General features: G+C 72.7%; 10 protein-coding genes. 6 read left to right on the forward strand and 4 right to left on the reverse strand.

Going from position 1 to position 20,408, the window contains the following annotated elements; genetic code table 11:
* Positions 1-184 precede the first annotated feature (184 nt).
* The 4 genes from JIX56_RS19260 to JIX56_RS19275 form a co-directional block, all read right to left on the reverse strand.
* The gene (locus JIX56_RS19260) at positions 185-1,624 is read right to left on the reverse strand and encodes an NAD(P)/FAD-dependent oxidoreductase (RefSeq protein ID WP_257542309.1); all 1,440 of its coding nucleotides are present in this window, start codon (positions 1,622-1,624) and stop codon (positions 185-187) included.
* Between the two features lie 107 nt (positions 1,625-1,731).
* On the reverse strand, positions 1,732-3,255 hold the full coding sequence (locus JIX56_RS19265) for a helix-turn-helix transcriptional regulator (protein ID WP_257542311.1): 1,524 nt from the start codon (positions 3,253-3,255) through the stop codon (positions 1,732-1,734).
* A 256-nt stretch (positions 3,256-3,511) separates the two neighbouring features.
* Complete coding sequence (gene paaN, locus JIX56_RS19270; protein ID WP_443032055.1) at positions 3,512-5,212, reverse strand: phenylacetic acid degradation protein PaaN; 1,701 nt, start codon at positions 5,210-5,212, stop codon at positions 3,512-3,514.
* A gap of 379 nt (positions 5,213-5,591) precedes the next feature.
* Entirely contained in the window at positions 5,592-6,743 is a 1,152-nt protein-coding gene (locus JIX56_RS19275) for an MFS transporter (protein ID WP_257550972.1), read from the reverse strand.
* Between the two features lie 207 nt (positions 6,744-6,950).
* Here JIX56_RS19275 and JIX56_RS19280 point away from each other — a divergent pair, with 207 nt between their 5' ends.
* From JIX56_RS19280 to JIX56_RS19305, 6 genes are all read left to right on the forward strand, one after another.
* Complete coding sequence (locus JIX56_RS19280; protein ID WP_443032056.1) at positions 6,951-7,886, forward strand: LysR family transcriptional regulator; 936 nt, start codon at positions 6,951-6,953, stop codon at positions 7,884-7,886.
* Positions 7,887-8,331: 445 nt separating this feature from the next.
* Positions 8,332-15,651: an amino acid adenylation domain-containing protein gene (locus tag JIX56_RS19285; protein ID WP_257542316.1), complete on the forward strand. Its 7,320-nt coding sequence runs from the start codon at positions 8,332-8,334 to the stop codon at positions 15,649-15,651.
* Position 15,652: 1 nt separating this feature from the next.
* The gene (locus tag JIX56_RS19290) at positions 15,653-16,900 is read left to right on the forward strand and encodes an FAD-dependent monooxygenase (protein ID WP_257542318.1); all 1,248 of its coding nucleotides are present in this window, start codon (positions 15,653-15,655) and stop codon (positions 16,898-16,900) included.
* Positions 16,881-17,828, forward strand: coding sequence for an SDR family oxidoreductase (locus JIX56_RS19295; RefSeq protein ID WP_257542320.1), 948 nt, complete (start codon positions 16,881-16,883; stop codon positions 17,826-17,828). The genes JIX56_RS19290 and JIX56_RS19295 overlap by 20 nt, the downstream gene beginning before the upstream one ends.
* 540 nt (positions 17,829-18,368) lie before the next feature.
* The gene (locus JIX56_RS19300; protein ID WP_257542322.1) at positions 18,369-19,274 is read left to right on the forward strand and encodes an NADP-dependent oxidoreductase; all 906 of its coding nucleotides are present in this window, start codon (positions 18,369-18,371) and stop codon (positions 19,272-19,274) included.
* A gap of 63 nt (positions 19,275-19,337) precedes the next feature.
* Positions 19,338-20,399, forward strand: a complete 1,062-nt coding sequence (locus tag JIX56_RS19305) for an alkene reductase (protein ID WP_257542324.1) — start codon at positions 19,338-19,340, stop codon at positions 20,397-20,399.
* Positions 20,400-20,408 lie beyond the last annotated feature (9 nt).

The following is a 20,408-nucleotide window of genomic DNA, read 5'->3' on the forward strand; positions in this document are numbered from 1 at the left end:
TCGGCTTCGCGGCGTTATGCCGGGCGCGGCTACTCGAACGAGTAGCCACGCCTGCGCGGACATGGCCCGCCCGGCGGATCCGGCGGCGGAGCGCATCGGCTCCCGGGCGGGTGGCTGCCCGGACCGGTGACGAGGCGGCCCGCCGCAGGGCCGGGACCGGCAGCAGGGCGGAGGTGCCCCGGACTCAGCGGCGGAAGGCGGACGGGTCGATGGACATCAGCCGTGTGACCGGCCCCGGTACGAACGCTCCCCGGTCCTCCCGCCTCTCCACCGCCCGCAGTGCCGCGAGGGCCAGGTGGGAGCCGGCGTACCGCACCGGCTCGCCGGGGAGGGCGCCGCCCGGGGGCCGGGCGAAGGCCGACCGGGACCACTCGTCGTGGGTGCCGAGCACGAGCGAGGCCAGAACTCTGGCCATCAGCCGGGAGGGGCCCACCCCGTCTCCCGAATACCCGGTGGCGTAGCAGACACCCGGCACGGAGCGCAGCCAACCGGCGAACGGTACCGAGGTGACCGCGTACTCCACCGGTGCCGTCCACATCATGTCCACCGGTACGTCCCGCAGGTCGGGGAAGAGCCGCAGGAACTGGCGCCGCACCTCGCCGGGGCGCCGGGCGCCGCCCCACATGGTGCTCGCGCCCGAGTTGCCGGGGGCCAGCCCGACGCCACCCTTGCCGAACACCAGTCGGCCGTCCGCAGTGGTGCGGTAGTAGTTCAGCCGCTTGCGGGCGTCGCACACGGAGGTCGCGTCCCGCCAGCCGATCTCGGCGAGCCGGTCCGGCACCGGCACCGTCAGGACCGTGTCGCTGGCCACCGTGACCATCCGGTCGGCCAGCTCCTCCAACTGGCCCGCCCAGGCGTTGATCGCCAACACGACCCGGTCGGCGCGAATCGTGGCGCGGGGTGCCACCGCCACAGTGGCGCCGTTCTCCCGGCGCAGCCCGGTCAGCGGGGTGTGCTCGTGAATCCGTACGCCTTGGTCCAGCGCCACGCGCCGCATGCCGCGTACCAGCTTGGCGGGCTGCAGCGTGGCGCAGTGGGGATCGGCCACCGCCCCGAAGTGGGACGGGGTGCCGACCGCCCGGCGCGCCTGGTCCGGGCTCAGTTCTCGCAGCGGCTCGACACCGGCCCGGGCCAGGTCCTCCAGGGTCGTGTGCCAGGCACCGCGCTGGGCCTTGGACGAGGCCGCCCACAGCCAGGGACCGCGCCGGTACTCGGCGTCGATGCCGTGTTCGTCGACGAAGTCCAGGATCTCGTCCACGGCCCGCTCGGACGCCTCCCCCAGGCGGCGTGCCTCCTCATGGTCGCTGAGGGCGACCAGGCTGCTGAACCGGGCCCACATGGGCATCAGGTAACCGGCGTTGGCGCCGCTGGCGCCGCCTCCGCAGACATCGGCGTCGATCAGCACGATGTCGGTGCCGGGCGCCCGGCGCAGGATCTCCAGGGCGGTCCACAGGCCGGTGTAGCCGCCGCCGACTATGCAGATGTCACAGCGGACGTCGCCCCGCAGCGCGGGGGACTTTCCGTCGTCGGGTTGAGTCGCGAAGGCGTCCCGCAGCCAGGCGGTACGCCGTTCGGGGGCGGGCGCGTGGGCGGGCCAGGAGGACGGGAGTACCAGGGCGTTCATCTGTTGTCTCCAGAAGTGGACGAGCGAGACACGGTGTGGACGGGGCGGCGGCCGGGCGGGCGGACGGGACCGACCGGCAGGGCGGCGGTGGCAGGGACGGGAGCGGCTCAGGAGGGGTCGGTGGTGGAGGTCGTGGAGGTCGTGGACGGGATGGAGGCGGTGAGGGGGGCCAGCAGGGCGGGGGCGAGTGGTGCGCCGGCCGGCGGACCGTGGTGTTCCGCGACCGCCCTGAGCAGGTCGATCCGGGAGTTCACCCCGTAGCTCTTGAAGAGCCGCCGCAGGTGGTAGTTGACGGTGTGCGGAGAGAGCCCGAGCCGGCTGGCCATCTGCTGGTTGGTCAGGCCCTCGGACACGAGGTGGACCACGTCCCGCTGCTGCCTGCTGAGCCGGGGCCCGCGGGCAGGGGCGGCTCTCTGCGCCGGGTGCGCCGCCGGTGTCCCGCACGCACCGTCGGCTCCCTCCGAGTCGGCTCGGGTTTCCGGCCCCGCGGGGCAGCCGGTGGCGGGCAGGGGCGACCCGCCGCCCGAGCGGTGGGCGCCGGTGGGGACGGGGCCGCGCCCGGCCACCGCACCGGGCCAAGGGGTGTCCCCGCCTCCCGCCGAGTCGTGCGGGCACCGCCGGACACCGCCGGCCGCGCGCAGCAGGGCGACCTCCTGGTGCAGCACCCGCTTGAGCGCGTTCGGCACCGCGTCGTGGACCGCCTGGCGCATGAGGTCGCTGTGGAAGGCGAGACGGTCGGCCGCGTGCCGCACCGCGCCGGTGGCGCACGCCTCCTCCATGACCGGCAGCAACGCGGAGAGCGGACGGCCCAGCATGGCCGCCAGTTCGGTGTACTCCACCTCGGTCCCCAGGACGGCCGCCACGCTCAGGAACTGCCGGCACTCCCGGGAGAACTGGGCGAGCGTCGTGCGCACCCGGGCGCGCACCCGGTCCGGCAGCCGGTCGCCGGTCAGTTCGGCCTCGACGCCGTCGGTGCGGATGGTGCCCTCTTCCCGCATGCCGACCAGCAGTTCGGTGAGCATCCGGGGGTGCCCGCCGGCCCGCCCCACCAAACGGGCCACCGCCGGACCGGGCGGGACGCCCAGGACGTCCGCCGCCAGTTCCAGCGCGGCCGCGGGGCCGAGCGGGCCCAGGGCGAGACGCTCGTAGCGGCGACGCGGGTCCGACAGCAGGGCGCCGCGCCGGTCCTGACCTGTGTCGGTGCGGTGTGCCGCCAGCCAGACGACCCGGTCGTGCTGGACGCCCCACCCGGCGAAGGGGCCGGGCATGGGCCCGGTACCCACGTCCAGGTCCTGGAACTCGTCCAGCACGACGAGCACCGGCTCACCAGGGGTGCGTGGGGCGGCGGGGACCCGGCGGCGGCCCGGAAGCGGGCCGGCCTGCCGGGCCCCGGGGATGCGGGGGACCGGGGCATGGGCGTCGGCCGGTCCGGCCACGGCATAGCCCAGCCGCTCGGCCAGGTCCATGCACACGCGCAGGAACCGGGTTTTGCCGTAGCCCGGCGGCGCCTCCACGAGGACCAGGGCCGAACCGCCGAGGCGGGTCGCTTCGAGGACGGCGGCGAACCGGGCGAGTTCACGCTCGCGGCCGCGCAGCGGAGGATCGAGAGGAGGGGCGAGTGTCGAGAGCATGGGGTGACTCCCTGAAGGTCAGGACAGCTGCGAAGAGAGAGGCGGACACGGACGAGCCGGGCGGCCCGCGCTCGGCCCCCGAAGTGGTGCTACCGCCCGGCTCGTGGAACGCCGGTGCCGACACCGGGCTCGGCCCGTGGCGCGCCCATGCCGGAACCGCTCGGCTTCCGGGGCATCGGTGAGGGACACGCGCGCGGCTCCCGCGACGGGCGAGGCGGGGCTCATGCCAGGCCCGGCACACGCCGGCGCCGCGTGCTCAGCTCGTGGCGCGGTGACGCCGGACCCCCACCGTGTGGAACCGGCCGGAGACGAAGGCGGCGTCGCAGTACACCGCGTCGGCCGCTGGGTTCAGGCCCGTACCGTGCAGGTCGGAGTAGACGGCGGACTGGGTGATGTACCACTGGCCCATGAGATTGAACGACAGCATGACGCCGGCCTCGGCGCAGGCGTCCTCCAGGGCCGACTCGACGTCCGCCGAGGTGGTCCAGGCGCCGGCCGAAAGGGCTCCCCGCTCCCGGGCGGTACGCGCCAGCAGTTCGATGCCCGCGGCCGCCGAGTCGACAGCGACCGCGAAGTACACGGGGCCCAGCCACTCGGTGGACAGGGTGGCCAGGTCGCCGGGGCGCGTCCCGTCCAGCGTCACGACGGCAGGGGTGCGCACGACCGCTTCCGGGTGGTCGGGGTGGACCACCGCGCGCGGGGGCACGGCCACCTTGCCGAGCGCGCCCGACGCGGCCTTGTCGACACGTGTCAGCACCTCGGTCGAGAGGAGGGCGCCGAGGACGGAGACCGCGGTGGCGTCGTCCGCGAGCAGCTCCCGCAGCGCGGTGCCGAGGTCCGCCACCACCTGGTCGAAGGACCTGTGCCCCTCGTCGGTGGCGATGCCGTCGCGGGGGATCAGCAGGTTCTGCGGGCTGGTGCAGAGCTGGCCGCTGTAGAGGGCGAGCCCGAAGGCCAGGTTGGCCAGCATGCCCCGGTAGTCGTCGGTGGAATCGATGAGCAGGCTGTTGACGGCCGAGGTGCTGGTGAACACCCGTGCCTGGGTGGCGTTTCGGCGCAGCCAGTCACCGAAGGCGGTGGTGCCCGCGTAGTCCACGATCCGTACATCGGGGTGAACGGCGAGGTGGCGGGCCAGGCCCTCGCCGGGCCGTTCGGCGGCCAGGCACACCAGATTCGGGTCGAATCCCGCCTCGCGCAGCACCTCCCTGGCCGTCCGCACCGTCAGCGCGAGCGGCAGTACGGCGCTCGGGTGCGGCTTGACCAGGACGGGGTTACCGGTCGCCAGTGAGGCGAAGAGGCCGGGGTAGCCGTTCCAGGCGGGGAAGACGCTGTTGCCGATCGATAACGACACACCGCGCGGCCGGAGCGTGAACGTCTTGTCCAGGACGAAGGGCCCGCTGCCCGGCATGGGCTTGCTCCACACGAAGGAGCCGGGCAGCCGGGTCTGCTCCTCCACCGCCCAGGCGACGGCCTCCAGCCCCCGGTCCTGGGCGTGTACGGCTCCGGCGTGGAAGGCCATGACCGGGTTGTGGCCGCTGGTGTGTTCGGCGGCGAGGGCCAACTCGTGTGCCCGGGCGTTGAGGCGGGCCAGGATCTCCACGCACACGGCCGCTCGGGCCGTCACCCCCGCATCCCGCCATTGCGGCATGGCGCGCCGCATGGCGGGCAGCAGGACCCCGGGGTCGTGGTGCGGGTAGGAAATGGCCAGTTCGGGCCCGTACGGGGACCGCTCGCCGCCGTCGGCGGGAGCGGGTCCGACGAGGCCGTCCCTTCCTGGCTGGCCGAGGTCGAAGACCTGCCCGCGCAGGGCCGCGAGCGCGGCCCGGGCACGGGCCTCCGCGTCGGGGCCGTAGGCGCCGGGGTTCTCCGGATAGGGCGACCAGTGCGCCCGGGTACGAATGGTCTCCCGGGCCCGGTCGAGGGTCGGCCGGTGACGGTGCGTCAGCTCCCGTACCACGGCCGTGAGGTGCCGTCGGCTCCCGGTGGCGGTCGGTATGCCGGATGTTCCCACTTTGGTGCTCCTCCGCTGCGTAAGACACGAGCGAGCCACGCCGGGTGGGGGTGGCAGGACCGCGGTTGTGCACGCATGGCTCCCCCGAGCTCCCGTGGTCGCGTCTCAATGGACTGGACGATGACCATTCATTCATGACAATGGGCACAAAAGGCAAGAGTTTGTTTTAAATGAGCATAGATTCGTAAAGTTCTAGCCAAACTTTGGCAGAACCATCGAGTCCGAGTGACGCCTCATCAGGGTTCGACGGAAGGGCCACCGGGCCCCCTCGATCGAGGGGGCCCGGTGGCCGACGGGGGGACGGCGACCACCGGGCCGGGTCCGCTCAGTTCGCGGACTCGGATCCGGCGACGGCCGTCGCCGGCACCCGCCCGAGCGCGGTCACCACGAGGGCGCCCAGCGCCAGCGCGCCGCCCAGCCACAGCACCGACCGGGTGCCGAAGCCGTCCACCGCGAGGCCGCCCACCAAGGCGCCCAGGGCGATCGCCCCGTTGAACGCACCCACGAACAGGGAGGTCACACCCTCCCGGGCCTTCGGGGCGGCAAGGGCCAGCCAGGTCTGGGTGCTCACCGACACACCGCCGTAGGCCAGGCCCCACACCACCAGCAGGATCGCCGCACCCGCCACGGACAACCCGAGCAACGGCACCAGCAGCACGGAGGCGGCCAGCGCGACGCTGATCACCAGCAGAGTGCCGCGGACCGACCGGTTCACCCAGGCGCCGACCGCGAAGTTGCCCGTGATACCAGCGATTCCGTAGACCAGCAGCAACGTGCCGATCATCGAGGCCCCGACGCCCGAGACCTCCTCCAGGACCGGCCGTACGTAGGTGTACGCGGCGAAGTGGCCGGTCACCAGCAGGGCCACCACCGCGAGCCCGGTGGCCACCCGGGTGTTGCCGAACAGTCGCATCACACCGCCCAGCGCGACCGCCTCCTCGGCGGGCAGCGGCGGCAGCAGCACGGCCATGGCCACGGCCACGAGCAGCGCCAGTCCGCCGATGGCGATGAACGCCTCACGCCAGCCCGCCAGTTCACCGATGTACGCACCGGCCGGCACGCCCACCACCGAGGCGATGGCGATACCGCTGAAGATCATGGAGGTGGCCGGCCCGATGGACGTGGCCGGGACCAGCCGCACCCCCAGACCGCCGGCGAGCGACCAGACGCCGCCCATTCCGATGCCGACCAGCACGCGGGCCACCATCATGACCGCGAAGTTCGGTGACCAGGCGGCCAGTACGTTGGCCGCCGCCAGCAGCACCATCAGGGAACAGAGGACCAGGCGCCGGTCGGCCCGGCCCACCGCCGCGGTGATCAGCGGTGCGGAGAACGCGCCGACCAGGCCCGTGACGGTGAGCGTCAGCCCGGCCGTGCCCTCGCTCACGCCCAGCGAACCACTGATGGGGGTGAGCAGGCCCACCGGCATCATTTCGGACGTGACCACGGTGAAGGTGCCGGCCGCCACGGCCACCACCGCGGGCCAGCCGCCTCTCGCGGCCCTCTTCGGTGCGGGCGCGTCTACGGACAGGTCGTCAACTTTTGCCATGGCTTCAGCCAACTCGGCCACCCGGAGCGGAACAAGCGCGAAGTTCTCATGCTTCCATAAGGTGGGCTAATCGAACGACGGCGGTGGACCATACGTGGACCGCGCGCCGAACCGGCCGGGCGGAGGGGGCACATGATGGCGGTCACGGGACCGGGAGGCACCGGCGAGGAGCGGGCACCGGCGAGCACGGTGGAGATCCGTGAGCTGGAGTGCTTCCTGATCCTCGCGGAGGAACTGCACTTCGGGCGGACCGGCGAACGCCTGTATGTGTCCCAGGGCCGGGTCAGTCAGCTGATCCGCTCCCTGGAGCAGCGCATCGGCGCCCGTCTGGCGGACCGCACCAGTCGGCGGGTGCGGCTCACCCCGCTCGGCGAGGACTTCCTCGACGCCCTGCGCCCCGCCTACGCCGCACTGCGCGACACCGTCGAGAACGCCCGGGCGGCGGCTCTCGGGGTCAGCGGGCCGCTGCGGATCGGGTTCCAGGGGGTCATGGGGTACGGGTTCATGGAGGTGGTCGCGAAGTTCGAAGACCGGTACCCCGGCTGCCCCACCCGGATCACCGAACTGCCGCTCTCCGACCCCTTCGGGTCGCTGCACCGCGACGAGGTGGACACCGCGGTGGTGTTGTTGCCGGTCGAGGAGCCGACGCTCGTGCTCGGGCGGGTCTTCTCCCGCCAGCCGCAGTATCTGGCGGTCTCCCACAGGCACTTGTTCGCCACCCGGACCGCCCTGGACGCCGAGGACCTGGCCACGACACCGCTCGTCGGCGTGGCCGCCCCGGCGCCGGACTACTGGCGCGAGGTGCAGGCACCCACCCGCACCCCGTCCGGCACGCCGGTGCCGCAGGGACCGGCGGTCGGCACCCTCCAGGAAGGGCTCTCACTGGTGGCGGCCAATCGGGGCGTGATGCTGCTGTGCCACCCCACCACCGAGTACCACAGCCGCCGGGACGTGGCATACATCCCGGTGACCGGCCTCCCCGACTCCGCACTCGGCCTCGTCTGGCGCGGCGACCGCGAGAACGCCCGGGTCCGCGCCTTCGCCGACGCGGTGGGCGACGCTCTGGTCTAGGGCCCTTCTGATGGATCTCCGTGCCGCGGAGATCCATCAGAAGGGCCCTAGCGTGTCCCCTCATGGTTCTCGGCGTGACCTGCGAAAGGGCGTCCGCAAGAGGCCATTCCCCGGAAACTGTGGGTAATTCAGCGGCGATGGCTTTCCGTGACGCGCGTCGGCCCGCTTCGTGACTATCGTCACAACTGCCTGCGGTAGGTTGCGCGTTCCGGGCGTGCTCCGCTTTTTCGCCGTCCGGACCACTCGATTTCCGCCGTCGCGCAGCGCGCCATTCACACTCCATTAATTTTCGGCGGATTCCCCAAACGGTTCCTACTTGCATGAGTAGTCCGCGCCTACCTGACCCGGCAGTGGCTGGTGGTGACGGCATCTGCATACCGTGACTGCGCTTCCGCTTCCCCGAGAGCGATTGCCAGCCGGACGGAAATCGAAGAAAGGAACCGTTGTGGCCGCTCGCCGCACCTTCCCGTTAACCACCTACCAACGCGATATCTGGGCTGCCGAATCCCGCTCCCCGAACGACTCCCAATTCAACGTGGTTCTCGACGAGCAGATCGACGGAAAGGCCGACACCAAGGCCCTGGCCGAGGCGCTGGCACGCACCCTGCGCCGGCACGACGCGTTCCGGCTGCGGTTCGGGGAGCGGGACGGCGTCCCCTATCAGTGGGTGGCCGGACCGGACGAGGACAGCACGGCGGTGAAGGTCGTGGACCTGTCCGGTGAGCCGGACCCGGCGGCGGCCTGGCGGCAGTGGCGGGAGAGTTCCTTCACCCGCCCCTTCCCGTTGTTCGACACCCCGCTCCACACCGCCTCCCTCGTCCGCGAGAGCCCCGACGTGCTCCACGTCCATGTCAACGCCCACCACCTGATCGTGGACGCCTGGACGCTCAACCACCTCAGCCGCGGCATGTGGGACGAGTACGGGCGGCTGACCGCGGGCCCCGACGCCGCTGACGCCGCCTCCGACCGCCGACCGGCGCCCTCGTACCGCGCGTTCATCGAGGCCGACGCCGCCTACCGCACCTCCGCGGAGCGCGAAGAGGACCGTGCCTTCCACCGTGCCGCCCTCGAGGGAGTGGCCCCCGCCCTCTTCCAGCGGTCCCCCGGCCGGGCCGCCCGGGGTGCGCGGCGGCGCGGTCACCACACCTTCACCGTCCCCGGCGACATCGTCCGCCGCGTACGTCAGGCGGGAGGCTCGCCCTTCGCGTACGTCACCGCGGCGTTCGCGGCCTACCTGGCGCGCGTCCACCGCACCGACGAGGTGGTCCTCGGCGTGCCGTTCCTCAACCGGCGCGGCGGCGACGAGCGGGAGACCGCCGGCGAGTTCGCCAACAACCTGCCCTTGCGCGTCCCCGTTCCCGACGACGCCGGCCTGCACGACCTGGCCGCCGCCGTCCGCGAGCGCACCCGCGCCCTGCGCGACCACGAGCGGCTCGCCCTCGGCGACATCCTGCGCGACCTGCCCGCCGGAGCGTCCGGCTCGCGGCAACTGTTCGACGTCACCGTGTCGTATCTCCGCTATCCGCGCCCCGAGGCGTTGCCCGACGCCGAGCGGGACACGGTGATCACCGCCCCGGTCCACGAACAGGACGCGCTGTCCGTGATGATCCGCGCGTTCGACGACGACGCCGACCTGCGCGTGGACCTCGACTACGCCCGGGACGTCTTCGACGAGGACTTCCCCGTCGAGGCGATGGCCGGCCATCTGACCGAACTCCTGCGCGCCGGTGTCGAGAACGGCGACCGCCCCGCCGCCGCCCAGCCCGTGCTGACCGACCCGGAGCGGGAGGACCTGGCGCGCCTCCAGCACGGCCCCACGGTCCCGTACCGCGACGAGGCGACCCTCCACGGGCTCTTCGAGGAGCGCGCCGCCCGCACCCCGGACCGGATCGCCGTCACCGCCGCCGACGGAACGGCGGTCAGCTACGCGGAACTCGACGCCCACGCCAACCGGATCGCCCGCGCCCTGCGCGCCGAGGGCATCGCGCCGGGCGACCGGGTGGCGGTGCTGCTGGAGCGCGGTCCGCACACGCTGCCCGCACTGCTCGGTGTCCTGAAGTCCGGTGCCGCGTACGTGCCGGTGGACCCCGGCTACCCGGCCGAACGGATTGCCTTCCTGCTCCAGGACAGCCGCGCCCGGGCCGTGCTCACCGCCCCCGGCTCACCCGACCCGGACGTCCACGCCGAGGTGCCCGTGATCCGCGCCGACCGGCTCGTCACGTCGGGCTCCGCGGAGCCCGTGCCCCCCGCCGCGACCTCCCGCGACCTGGCGTACGTCATCTACACCTCCGGCTCCACCGGGCGGCCCAAGGGCGTCATGGTCGAGCACCACTCGGTGGTCAACCGGCTGGCCTGGATGCAGGACCGGTACGGCATCAGCGCCGGCGACGTACTGCTGCAGAAGACGCCGGTCTCCTTCGACGTGTCGGTGTGGGAACTGTTCTGGTGGGCCGTCGAAGGCGCGGAGCTCGCCCTGCTGGAGCCCGGCGGCGAGCGGGACCCGCGCACCATCCTTCGGACCGTGGCCGAACGCCGCGTCACCACCCTGCATTTCGTGCCCTCCATGCTGGGCCCGTTCCTCGACCTGCTCGACGACGAACCCGGTCTGCGCACCGAGGCCGCGACCCTGCGCCGGGTCTTCTGCAGCGGCGAGGCGCTGTCCCCGGCCCGCGTCGAACAGTTCGCCCGGATCTTCGGAGGTACCTCCGGGGCACCGCTGCTGGTCAACCTGTACGGGCCGACGGAGGCCACCGTCGACGTGTCGTATCACGACTGCCCCACGACCCCGGGACAGCCGGTGCGGCGGGTGCCCATCGGCCGGCCGGTCGCCAACACCTCCCTGTACGTGCTCGATCCCCACGGCCGGCCGCAGCCCGTCGGTGTCCCCGGCGAGTTGTGCATCGGCGGCGTCCAGGTCGCGCGCGGCTATCTGGAGCGGCCGGAACTGACCGCCGAGAAGTTCATCGACGACCCGTTCCGGCCGGGCGGCCGCATGTACCGCACCGGCGACCTCGCGCGGCTCCTCGCCGACGGCTCCCTCGAGTACCTCGGCCGCATCGACGGCCAGGTGAAGATCCGCGGCAACCGGGTGGAACTGGGCGAGGTGCAGAACGCGCTCGCGTCCGTGCCCGGCGTCCGCGACGCGGTCGTCGTGGACCACCGCAGCGACGAGCGCGACACCTTCCTCACCGGGTACTACGTCGCCGACGAGGTCATCGATCCCCTCCACCTGCGGACCGAACTGGCGCGCGACCTGCCCGAGTTCATGATCCCGGCGCATTTCGTCCGGATCGGCGCCGTACCGCTCACCCCGAACGGAAAGGCCGACCGGCGCGCCCTGCCCGCGCCCTCCGTCGCCGGCCCCCTCGGCCCCCGCCCCTACACGGCCCCGCGCGACGCGGTGGAGGAGGCCCTGGCCGCGGTCTGGGCGGAGGTCCTCGGCGCCGACCGGGTCGGCGTCCACGACGACTACTTCGCCCTCGGCGGCGACTCGATCCTGATGCTGCGGGTCCGTGCGCTGGCCGAGAGGCGCGGCTACCACGTCGACCTCAGCGACCTCGTCCGCCACCCCACCATCGCCGAACTCGCCCCGCTCACCAGTGCCGTGGCCGAGACGGACGCGGGGCGCCAGGAGCCGGAACTCGCGCCCTTCGCGCTGGTCTCCGGAGTGGACCGAGCCCGGCTGGAGGGCCGTGCGGACGCATACCCCGTCAACCGGCTCCAGTTCGGCCTGCTCTACCACAGCCGCGTCCAGCAGGACTCGGCCGTCTACCGGGACGTCTTCCGCTACAGCTACGCCATGGCCTGGGACGCGGAGAAGTTCACCACCGCCTTCGAACTGCTCGTGGCCCGCCACCCGGTGCTGCGCTCCTCCTTCGACCTCGGCGGGTTCTCGGAGCCGCTGCAGATCGTGGACCACCGGGTGGACAGCGCCCTCGACGTCGTGGACCTGCGGGACCTCCCCGCCGAGCGGGCCGAGGCCGCGATCGCCGCCCATGTCGAGGAGCGCCGCCACCACCCGTACACGTTCGAACGGCCGCCGCTGTACCACCTGCGGGCCCATGTCCTGCCGGAGAGCGTCGAGCTGGTCTTCAGCTTCCACCACGCCATCCTGGACGGCGGCAGCGTCGCCACTCTCGTACGGGAACTCCTCCAGGACTACGCGCACGCCCTCGGCGAGCGCATCGACCCCGTGCCCGGCACCGAAGGGGTCCCGGCCACCGCCCACCATGTGCTCGCCGAGCGGCGGGCCCTTGAGTCGGCGGAGACCCGCGCCCACTGGCGCCGCTACCTGGAGGGCGCCGCACCGCTCCACCTCGACGGCTTCCGGCCCCACGAAACGCCGGGCGGCGAGGAGCAGATCACCCGCCGGGTGGACCTTCCGGACGAACTCGTCGCCGCCGTACGGGACTTCTCGCGGGCCCACACCGTGCCGGTGAAGTCGGTGCTGTTCGCGGCGCACCTGCTCGCCCTGCGGCTCTTCTCCGGCATGGAGGACGTGGTCACCGGCCTGGTCACCCACGGCCGGCCCGAACGGGCGGGCGCCGAGCGGATGGCGGGGCTCTTCCTGAACACCATGCCGGTACGGCTGGACACAGGCCGCGAGAGCTGGCTCTCGGTCGTGCGCGAGGCGTTCCGTCAGGAGCAGGAGAGCCACCCGTACCGGCGCTACCCGCTCAGCGCCATCCAGGAGGACCTCGGCGTCACGGTCCTGGACACGGCGTTCAACTACATCCACTTCCGGCAGCTCGCCGAGGTGTACGCGCTGCCCGGGATCCGCTCGCTGGACTTCCGTACCTGGGAGGAGACCAACTTCGCGCTGCTGGTGAACGCTCTCACCGAACCGGACGGCGAGGGGATCTGGCTCCGTCTCGACTACACGGGCCGCACCTTCACCCCTTCGCAGGCGCACCTCTACAGCCACGCCTTCACCGAGATCCTGCGCCGGGTCGTCGAACGTCCGCAGGCCCCGGTGGACTTCTCCTTCCTCACCGACGACACACCGGCCGCCGCCCCCCGCACGGAAGCGGAGTCGCCGGCCCCCGATGTCGTGCGGGCCTTCGAAGCCCAGGCCGCCCGGACCCCCCAGGCGACCGCCCTCGTCTTCCAGGGCCGCCGCTGGACGTACGCCGACCTCGACGCCGCCTCCGACCGCGTGGCCCGGCGGCTGCGGGACCTCGGGACCGTGCCGGGCGACCGGGTGGGCATCGCCATGGAGCGGTCGCCCGACACCGTCGCGGTGCTGGTCGGCGTGCTGAAAGCGGGCGCCGCCACGGTGCCGCTGGACACGTCGTACCCGAAGGAGCGCATCGCGGCCATGCTGGAGCAGGCCCGCCCCGTCGCGGTCGTGACCCGGGCGGTGCACGGCACCGGACTGCCGGAGGACGCCCCCGTCGTCACGGCCGCACGGCTGCTCGACCCCGAGGGAGAGGCTTCGGACCGCGCGCCCCTCACCGGAGGAGCCGGCTCGGACGGCCGGGTTCCGGGCGAGCCGTCCCGGGAGCGGGACTCCGGGTACGCCGAGCCGCTGCCCGTCATCGCCCCGGACAGCGTGGCGTACCTGCTGTTCACCTCCGGCTCCACGGGAGCGCCCAAGGGCGTGGAGATGCCGCACCGTTCGCTGGCGAACCTCGTCGCCTGGCAGAACAGCGAGCCCAGCGGGATCGTCGGCGGCGTCACCCTGCAGTACGCGCCGATGAGCTTCGACGTCTCCTTCCAGGAGGTCTTCTCCACGCTCTGCGGCGGCGGAACGCTCCTGCTGGTCTCCGAGAGCGAGCGCCGCGACCTGCCGGCGCTCCTGCGACTGATGGACCGCGAGGGCGTGGAGCGGCTCTACCTCCCGTACGTGGCGCTCCAGCAGCTGGCCGAGACGGCCCACGCGCTCGGCACGGTGCCGCGCTCCCTGAAGGCGGTGCTGTCGTCGGGCGAGCAACTGAGGATCACCGAGGAGATCCGCGCCCTGTGCGTCGCGCTCCCCGGGGTCATCCTGGAGAACCAGTACGGGCCCACGGAGTCGCATGTCGTGACCCGCTTCACCATGACGGGCGACCCGTCGGCCTTCCCGCCGCTGCCGTCGATCGGCACGCCGATCGACGGTGCGGAAGTGCTGGTCCTCGACGAGCGGATGCGGCTCGTGCCGCCCGGTGTGAAGGGTGAGATCCACCTCGGCGGGACATGCCTGGCGCACGGGTACGCGGGCCGGCCGGACCTGACCGACGAGCGGTTCGTGCCCCGTCCCGAGGGACTGCCCGGAGGTGCCCCGGGCGACCGGCTGTACCGCACCGGCGACCTGGGCTTCGTCCTGCCCGACGGCTCGATCGTGTGCACCGGCCGCTCCGACTCCCAGGTCAAGGTGCGCGGCTTCCGCGTGGAACCGGCGGAGGTGGAGATCGCCCTCACCCGGTTCACCGCCGACCACCCGGGTCTGACCGAGGCGGCGGTGGTCGCCCGCCGGCGCGACGGCAACGACTCGTTCCTCGCCGCGTTCCTGGTGGGCGACCCGGAGCGGGTGGACCTGGACCGTCTGGTCAAGCAACTGCGCTCGGTGCTGCCCGACTACCTGGTGCCCTCGCACTACCAGTGGGTGCCCGCGCTGCCGTTGACGCCGAGTGGCAAGCGGGACGACAAGGCGCTGCGCGCGCTGCCGCTCGCCACGACCGCGGTCGCAGGGGACGCGACGGCGCCCAGGGACGCGTACGAGAAGGCGCTCGTGGAGATCCTCGGCGAACTGCTGGGGCTGCCGTCGATCGGCGTCCACGACAACATCTTCGACCTGGGCGCCACCTCGCTGACCGCGATGCGCCTGGTCGTGCTGATCGAGCAGCGGTACGGCGTCGGAGTGCCGCTGTCGGAGTTCGTGTCGGCGCCGACGGTCTCGGACCTCGCGGCCCGGCTGCGGGGAGGCGGCGCGAAGGCGGCGTTCGACCCGCTGGTGCCGATCCGGCCGGGCGGCGACGAGCGTCCGCTGTTCTTCGTCCACCCCATGGGCGGCAACGTCCTGTGCTACGTGCGGTTCGCCAAGCACCTGGCGCCGGGGCGGCCGTTCTACGCCCTGCAGGCGGCCGGCGTGGACGCGGGCACCGAGCCGCTGCGCAGCGTGGAAGAGATCGCGGCCGGCTACGTGGAGCGGATCCGGCGGGTCCAACCGGAGGGGCCGTACCTCATCGGCGGCTGGTCCTTCGGCGGGTTCGTCGCCTTCGAGATGGCCCGGCAACTCAGGGCGGCGGGCCAGGAGGTGCGGCGGCTGGTCCTGCTCGACACGACCGCGCTCAACCCGGGGCGGCGCCTGCGGACGAGCGACGACGCCCTGCTGAGCTGGTTCTTCTGGGAGCTGCTGTGGCTCCAGCGGGGCGGCGACTCGCCCGAGGAGGTCATACCCGCCGAACTCGCCACGCTGGAGGAGAAGTTCGCGTTCATCGCGGATCTGGCGGTGGCCGAGGGCGTCCTCCCGGCGGGCGCCACCGGCGCGGTGGTGCACCGGCTGTTCCAGGTGTACGAGGCCAACTGGCGGGCGGCGTTCGCGTACCGGCCCGACGTGGTGGACCAGGACATGGTGCTGATCCACGCGAGGGAGCCGCTGCCGGAGGTCCTCGACACGATGCACACGGCCATCCAGTCGATGCACCGCGACCCCACCAATGGCTGGCGGGAACGGACCGGGGGCGAGCTGACCGTGATCGACGTACCGGGCGACCACCTTTCGATCATGGAAGAGCCGCACATCGAGCACGTCGTCCGCGTGGTCGACGAACTGATCGGAGACTGACATGAGCAGGCGCAAAGCCCTGGTGGTCGGGGCCGGTATCGGCGGCCTGACCGCCGCCGCGGCCCTCCGCCGGGCCGGATGGGACGTCGAGGTCCACGAGCGGGCGACGGAACTGCGGACGGCCGGCTCCGGACTGTCGGTGATGAGCAACGCGATCGCCGCCCTGGACTCCGCCGGACTGGACCTGCGGCTCGCCGAGCGCGGGGAGGTGCTGCGGTCGTACCACGTGCGGACCGCACGTGGGCGGATGATACGGGAGTTCCCCTTCCCGTCGATCATCCGCAGGCTCGGGGTGCCGAGCGTGCTGATCACCCGCTCCGCGCTCCAGCAGGCGCTGCTGGAGGCCACCGACGGGATCCGGCTCCACCTGGGGTCGACCGCCGAGGACTTCTCGGTGGACGAGGCGAGCGGACGGGTGACCGTCCGGTTCGCCGACGGCCAGGAGACGCACGGTGACGCGCTGGTCGGGGCGGACGGGTTCAACTCGGTGATCCGCCGCCGGATGGTGGGACCGGAGGAATCCCGCGACAGCGGCTACCTCGTCTGGCTGGCGCTCACTCCGTTCCGGCATCCGCGGTTCACCCCTGGCTCGGTCACCCACTACTGGGGCAGCGGGCAGCGGTTCGGACTCGTGGACATGGGCGGCGGGCTCCTGTACTGGTGGGGCACGAAGAACATGCCGGCGAGCCGGTCGCACGACTGGAAGGGCGGCAAGGCCGAGGTGGCGCGGGCCTTCGAGGGCTGGGCCGACGAGGTGGGCCAGGCCATCGAGGTCACACCGGAGGACGCGATCCTCGCGGTGCCGTCCCGGGACCGGCCGTTCCTGGAACGCTGGGGCCGGGGTCCGGTGACGCTGCTCGGGGACGCCGCGCACCCCATGCTGACCAGCCTCGGTCAGGGCTCGGGCATGGCGATCGAGGACGCGGTGGTGCTGGCGCGGTGCCTGCGCGGCGCGCAGGACGTGCCCGCGGCGCTGCGGGCGTACGAGGACGAGAGGCGGGAGCGGACCCGCGGGATGGTCGCCGCGTCCCGCTCCATCAGCGAGTTCGAGCAGTCGGAGAACGTACGACGCCCGATCCGGGACGCGTACTTCCGCTTCCTGCCGACGCGGAGGCTGACCGGGATTCTGGAGGGCTCGCTGACCTTCCCCACCGCGTCCGGGCGGCCGACGGCGCCGCCTGCGGACTCCGTGAACTCGGCGAACGTGAACTCGGCGAAGGAGGGCGGCCATGTCGCACAGGCCGGATAGCCGCAGGTTCACACCGGACGGCCGCGCGGTACTGGTCACCGGCGCTTCGACGGGGCTGGGCCGGGCCTGCGCGCTCCATCTGGAGCAGGCCGGTTTCCGTGTGTTCGCGGGCGTACGCAAGGAGATCGACGGTGAGGAAGTGGCCGCGGGGTCGGCGCACGGCCGGATCGAGCCCGTACGGATCGACGTCACCGACGGGCCGTCGATCCGCGAGGCGGCGGCGCACGTCTCCGGGCGCCTGGGCACTGACCGGCCGCTGTGGGCGCTGGTCAACAACGCGGGCGTCTGCGTCTCGGCACCCCTGGAATGCGTGTCGCCCGAGCGACTGCGCTGGCAGCTCGACACCAACGTCGTGGGCCAGCTCGCCGTGACCCAGGCGTTCCTGCCGCAGCTGCGGCGCTCCCGGGGGCGGATCGTGAACGTCACCTCGGGACTGGGGACCGTGGCGATCCCCTTCCTCGGGGCGTACTCCGCGGCGCAGTTCGCCAAGGAGGCGATGAGCGATGTGCTCCGGCGCGAGCTGCGGGACTTCGGCGTGGCGGTGAGCGTCGTGCAGCCCGGCGCCATCATGACGCCGATCTGGCAGAAGGTCTCGGAGGTGGCCCGGGACGCGCTGCACAGCGCGGACAGCGATGTGGCGGCGCTGTACCGGGCGCGGTTCGAACGCTTCCTGGCCTACAACGAGCAGCAGGCCGCCGAGAGCCGCACGACGTCGCAGGACATGGCGGAGGCGGTCCACCGGGCGCTGACGGAGGCCCGTCCGAGGACCCGCTACCGCGTGGGTGCGGACGTTCGCCGCCTGAGCCTGCTGGCCCGGCTCCTTCCGGACCCCCTGCTCGACCGCTACCTCCGCCCGGTCTCCGCGGCGGACTCGTCCGCCGGCCCTGATCCGGCACCGGCCGAGACCCGGCCCGTCACCCGGACCTGACCGCGTGGACCCCCGGCCGCCCGAAGGCTCGTGCCTGCGGGCGGCCGGGCATGCGCCGGGGCTGCGGTCCGGAGACGGGAGGCCGAGGCCCCGGCAGGGCGGCGCCCCCGGGGGCCATGCCGACGTTCGTCGGACCGCACCTCCTCCGCGAGCGTCCTGGCTCGCAGTCGCACCAGGCGAGATCGGCTTCGCATCCCCCGCACCCGGCGCGGAGAAGATGACCGTTCTCGCAGGTCAGCCGCGCGACAGCGGCGTAGTGCTGCCGGGCCCCGGCCGGCCGAGCTGATGGGCGAACAGAAGCCGCGCACCGCCAGGGCCTGGCCGGCCCGGTCGTCCCGCTTCCAGTCGAGGTGGCCCTTGGCCGCGGAAGGCGCGCTCGGCGGGCACCCCCGCTTCGACGCCGTCCCGAGGAGACCGACGCAACCGCGACCGATCGTGCGAGGCCCGAGCGGAAGCAAATACTTGGCTAGCCACATGTTTGCTGTTACGGTGATTATGTGTCCAGCCACCTAAATGGGTGGCGACACGAGAGGAGTCGTCATGAAAGCCATCCTGTTCGACCGTTTCGGAGGCACGGACGTGCTGCACGAGGCGGACATCGAGGTCCCGCAGCCCGGCCCCGGCCAGATCCGCGTCCGCGTCAAGACGGCCGGGCTGAACGCTCTGGACGGCAAGATCCGCTCCGGGTCGTTGGAGGCCGTGTTCCCCACGCCGCTCCCCGCCGTCCCCGGTGGCGAGCTCGCCGGCGTGGTGGACGCCCTGGGTGAGGGCGTGCGGGACGTGCGGGTGGGTGACGAGGTGCTGGGCTGGTCGGACACCGGCTCGTACGCCGAGTACGCGCTGGCCACCACCGTGGCCCTCAAGCCCGCCGGCCTGGACTGGCAGCACGCGGTCGCGCTGCCGGTGGCGGGCGAGACGGCCGAGCGGGTCCTGGACCTGCTCGGCGTCGCCGCCGGGGAGACGGTGCTGATGCACGGCGCGGCCGGAGCCGTCGGCACCCTGGCGGTCCAACTCGCCACGGCCCGCGGAGCGCGTGTCATAGGCACCGCCGGTCCCGCGAACCAGGACTACCTCGCCTCGCTCGGCGCCACCGCGACCGTTTACGGCGAGGGCCTGGTCGAGCGGGTCCGGGCACTCGCCCCCGACGGCGTGGACGCGGTGTTCGACCTGGCCGGTAAGGGAGCCCTGGAGGACTCCATCACCCTGCGCGGCGGCACCGAGCGCATCGTCACCATCGCCGACTTCCGCGCGCACCAGCTCGGCATCACCTTCGCCAGCGGTGGCCAGGAACGCTCCGCCGCTCGCCTGGCCGCGCTGGCGCAGGACGCCGCGACCGGCAAGGTCGTCACCACCGTCACCGCCTACCCGCTCGACCAGGCCGCCACGGCCCAGCAGGTCAGCGACGCCGGGCATGTCCGGGGCAAGCTCGTCCTCACCCTCGGCTGATCACGCCCGCCTCTCCTTTCCCCCCAGCCACCACCTGGTTGTCACCGCACCGAAGGACCACTCATGCTGAACTCCCTGTGGACACCGACCACCGTCGGCGCCATCTCCCTCCCGCACCGCCTGGTCATGGCCCCCATGACCCGTGACCGCTCCACACCCGAAGGCGTACCGACCGAGCTGAACGCCGAGTACTACGCCCAGCGGGCCTCGCACGCGCTCATCATCACCGAGGGAACCCAGCCCTCCGCCGACGGCCAGGGCTACCTCCTCACCCCCGGCGTCCACAACGACGATCAGATCGCCGGGTGGCGCAAGGTCACCGACGCCGTGCACGCGGCCGACGGCCGGATAGTCATCCAGCTGATGCACACCGGACGCATCGCCCACCCCGACAACACCCCCCACGGGCGTCAGCCGGTCGCTCCTTCGGCGATCCAGCCGCAGGGCGCCATGTTCACCGCGTCCGGGCCCCAGGAGATGCCGACACCCCGTGCCCTGTCGACGCAGGAGGTCGCCGCGACCGTCGACGACTTCCGCCGCGCCGCAGCGGCCGCCGTCGCGGCAGGCGCCGACGGCGTGGAGATCCACGGCGCCAACGGCTACCTGGTGCACCAGTTCCTGTCCGACAGCACCAACCAGCGCACCGACCGCTACGGCGGTTCCCTCGACAACCGCATCCGCTTCGCCGTCGAGGTCGCCACCGCCGTGGCCGACGAGATCGGCGCCGACCGCACCGGCATCCGCATCTCCCCCGGCAACCCCTACAACGACATGGCCGAGTCCGACACCGCTGAGCTGTATCCGGCGCTCGTGCGCGCTCTCAGCCCGCTCGGCCTCGCCTACCTCCACGTGATGCACGCGGGCGACGAGGCTCTGCTGGGCACCCTGCGCACGCTCTGGCCGACCACGCTGATCCTCAACCGGGCCGGCACCGACCTGCCCACCCGCGCCAAGGACATTGACCACGGCACGGCCGACCTGGTCTCCGTCGGCGCCCTCGCGCTGGCCAACCCGGACCTGGTCGAGCGGCTACGCTCTGACGCGCCGCTGAACACCCCCGACCCGGCGACCTTCTACGGCGGCGGAGTGGCCGGCTACACCGACTACCCCACCTACACCGTCTGAGGAACCGAA

Source organism: Streptomyces sp. CA-210063, from assembly GCF_024612015.1.
In the GTDB taxonomy this organism is placed as follows: domain Bacteria; phylum Actinomycetota; class Actinomycetes; order Streptomycetales; family Streptomycetaceae; genus Streptomyces.

What these genes read in the sequence shown, in the direction of transcription:
- JIX56_RS19260 (WP_257542309.1), bottom strand. Translation starts at nt 1,624, where the DNA reads ATGAACGCCCTGGTACTCCCGTCCTCCTGGCCCGCCCACGCGCCCGCC.
- JIX56_RS19265 (WP_257542311.1), bottom strand. Translation starts at nt 3,255, where the DNA reads ATGCTCTCGACACTCGCCCCTCCTCTCGATCCTCCGCTGCGCGGCCGC.
- JIX56_RS19280 (WP_443032056.1), top strand. Translation starts at nt 6,951, where the DNA reads ATGGCGGTCACGGGACCGGGAGGCACCGGCGAGGAGCGGGCACCGGCG.
- JIX56_RS19290 (WP_257542318.1), top strand. Translation starts at nt 15,653, where the DNA reads ATGAGCAGGCGCAAAGCCCTGGTGGTCGGGGCCGGTATCGGCGGCCTG.
- JIX56_RS19295 (WP_257542320.1), top strand. Translation starts at nt 16,881, where the DNA reads ATGTCGCACAGGCCGGATAGCCGCAGGTTCACACCGGACGGCCGCGCG.
- JIX56_RS19300 (WP_257542322.1), top strand. Translation starts at nt 18,369, where the DNA reads ATGAAAGCCATCCTGTTCGACCGTTTCGGAGGCACGGACGTGCTGCAC.
- JIX56_RS19305 (WP_257542324.1), top strand. Translation starts at nt 19,338, where the DNA reads ATGCTGAACTCCCTGTGGACACCGACCACCGTCGGCGCCATCTCCCTC.